Raw genomic sequence first — 2,601 nt, 5'->3', positions numbered from 1 at the left:
CCGTCAAGATTAACCAATAATTATCTTGTCGTATAAGGTAATTATAACATGAATAGGTGCAAAGAAAAGGCTTCTACTCTTTAGTAGGAGTCTTTTTGTTATCTTCAACATAAAAATAAACATGTGTTTGACAGGAACTAAAGTTCGTGATAAAGTTACATTAATCTCAAACTTATAACTAATAGCAAGAAGCAACTGAAAAATAGTAGGTGGCTAGATTACTATAGTTTTGGCTAGAGATATCAAATTCATCGTTAACAGTTACTTAATTGTGGTAATGGAAAAGTACTGTTGATAATAAAATATTCATATCAAGTAGTAAAAAGACAGGCTCATTTGTAGTCCTGTCTTTTTGTGCAATATTCAATTATCCTTTCATAAGGAAAACTTGTACTTTATATATGATTAAATCTTCAATAAAGAAGGTTATGCTCGATTTTAATTAGTTAAATTATCTAAATCTACAAAATATGGAAGATAATTTGAAACTTTAGTTTTGGTTTTCTTTACATCTGAAGAATCTATAAACAAGTGAGTTCCTTTGATTTGATATCTAAATTGCGGTCCAAAAGTCCTGGCGTTAACAGTTATAGTCGTACCATTAGGAATACTCTGACCAACAACCATATCTCCTGTTTGGACGTTAACCGTCTTTCCATCTACAATAACACGATTAGTGACAATTCCGTTAATTTTAGTAGTTCCAGGTAGCCATTTACCTGCCTTTTCATCATCGGTAGTGTTTTCAACATAAACTGGAACTTTTTGATTTCTAGTAGCTATTACTGTGACTTTTTCACCATTAGAACAATTCTGTAAGCCGTTAATTGTTGCAACATTTCTGACATTAATATATTTACCTTTCCCCAAGGCGTAATAATAACTATTCCGTATTTTTTTGTAAGGTAGATAGTATTTTTGAGTACTAGATATAATACCTTTAGAATTTCTATTTGATTTAATTACGAAATACTTCTTATCTTGATTAGTTTTCTTTAAATTATTTGTAAAATGTACAGGATATTTATAAGATAACTTACCTATTTTCTTGCCACTAATATTGTAGATATAACTATTATTCAACAAGCGGAAAGTATTTTTACCATCAATCTTTCCAATTGAATTTAATGGAATATATTTTCCGTTACCGATATAGTAACAAGCATACTTTTGACCTCTGATAATTTGTGGGGCGCCATAGTATGTCAAAACTGCATCAGTTTTAATTAAATTGTTTTTTCCAGTTAAATACTTACCATCCTTGTTGTAAGCAAGTGCCTCGCTGGTTGAATTGTTATATCTAATTGTTTGAATAGTTTTTTGTGCGGCTTGAACATTGTGATTATGCGTGTCTACCAATACTACAAAACTAATCGCTATTAATGTAGCGATAAAAATGTGTGATAATTTATGTTTCATTTTTACACCTTCTAATCAAAAAAGTACTAAATAGATTTTACATCTATTTAGTACTTTTTAGAAAGCTAGATTAAACTATTAGACCTACCATCTAATTTTGTAAATTTTACTTTTTTCAGTTTTACCGTCACTACTTCTATGATAGGAGATAGTCAAATAACCATAATTTTCTGAAATGATTTGAATACTCTCTACTTCTGAACGATAATTTGAAATGTCAAATGTATTTACATTTTGTTTTGCATATTCGCTTAGGTTGACACTGGTCCATTGATCTACATTTTGATGTGCGTAGTATGGAATTTTAATGATTTGTTTATGATGCCCGATATATTTTCCATTAACTGTAGATGGCGAAGGTTGGCATGAAATATAGATATTACCGGCATTATCAATGTCTACGCCTTGAATTGAATTGGTAATTTCAGTAGTTGATCCATTGTTTTTCTTCCCTGATACATCATCTGGATTATAGAAATTATCTACACTAAATGATTGGAAACTATTATCTATAGTCACAGGTACATTTTCCATAGAAACATAGCGTTTAGCTGGAATATTTGATTCAATACGATCTAGTTCTTGATTAATAGTAGGCAGATCATAAAAAGTAAAGTGTGCAGTATAATTCTTGTCAACAGTCATAATTAACATCTTTTGATAATCTGGTGATACTGCTGCTTCAACTCGATACATTAAACCGCCTTCATATGGTTGATCACCAATTCGATTCAAATGTGCTAACCGTGGAAAATCTAGATTAGTAGTGTGTGGTTTGCTTACATTTTGCTTAGTTAAATCAATTCTAGCAATCTGTGTGCACCAATTATTAACTGGCTTAGTTCCAATAAACCAATGATGTTGATCTCCTGCATTAGCAAATTCAAAGGTTTGAGTATGCTTACCAGCATCTTTTGTACCCCAAAAAACTAATGTTTTACAATTAGTAGGATTTGCTTTTGTTCCCTTGAAAACTTTAATTACTTCTTGTTCATCCCACAATTGTAAAGCGTAAACATTACTTTTAGTTACATTCCCTTTTTGAATTACAGAAGGGTGTCCTGTATTAACATCAAACCTCTCTTCAATACTGATGTTAGTCGTTTCGTTTAATTGTCTCATAATAAAATACCTCCGAAAAAAATTAATTATTAAAACTACTTATCCTGAGCTTCATCAGTA

At 30.6% G+C, this 2,601-nt stretch carries 2 protein-coding genes; both read right to left on the bottom strand.

Annotated elements, in window-relative coordinates; translation table 11 throughout:
- Nucleotides 1-438 precede the first annotated feature (438 nt).
- Nucleotides 439-1,419, bottom strand: coding sequence for an SLAP domain-containing protein (locus FC46_RS08825; protein WP_057799896.1), 981 nt, complete (start codon nucleotides 1,417-1,419; stop codon nucleotides 439-441).
- Nucleotides 1,420-1,503: 84 nt separating this feature from the next.
- Nucleotides 1,504-2,541 carry a helveticin J family class III bacteriocin gene (locus tag FC46_RS08820; RefSeq protein ID WP_057799893.1) on the bottom strand — a complete coding sequence of 346 codons (1,038 nt, stop codon included), beginning with the start codon at nucleotides 2,539-2,541 and terminating at the stop codon, nucleotides 1,504-1,506.
- Nucleotides 2,542-2,601: the final 60 nt, after the last annotated feature.

Source organism: Lactobacillus kalixensis DSM 16043 (assembly GCF_001434335.1).
Lineage (GTDB): Bacteria > Bacillota > Bacilli > Lactobacillales > Lactobacillaceae > Lactobacillus > Lactobacillus kalixensis.
This window is presented reverse-complemented; position numbering and strand designations above follow the sequence as displayed.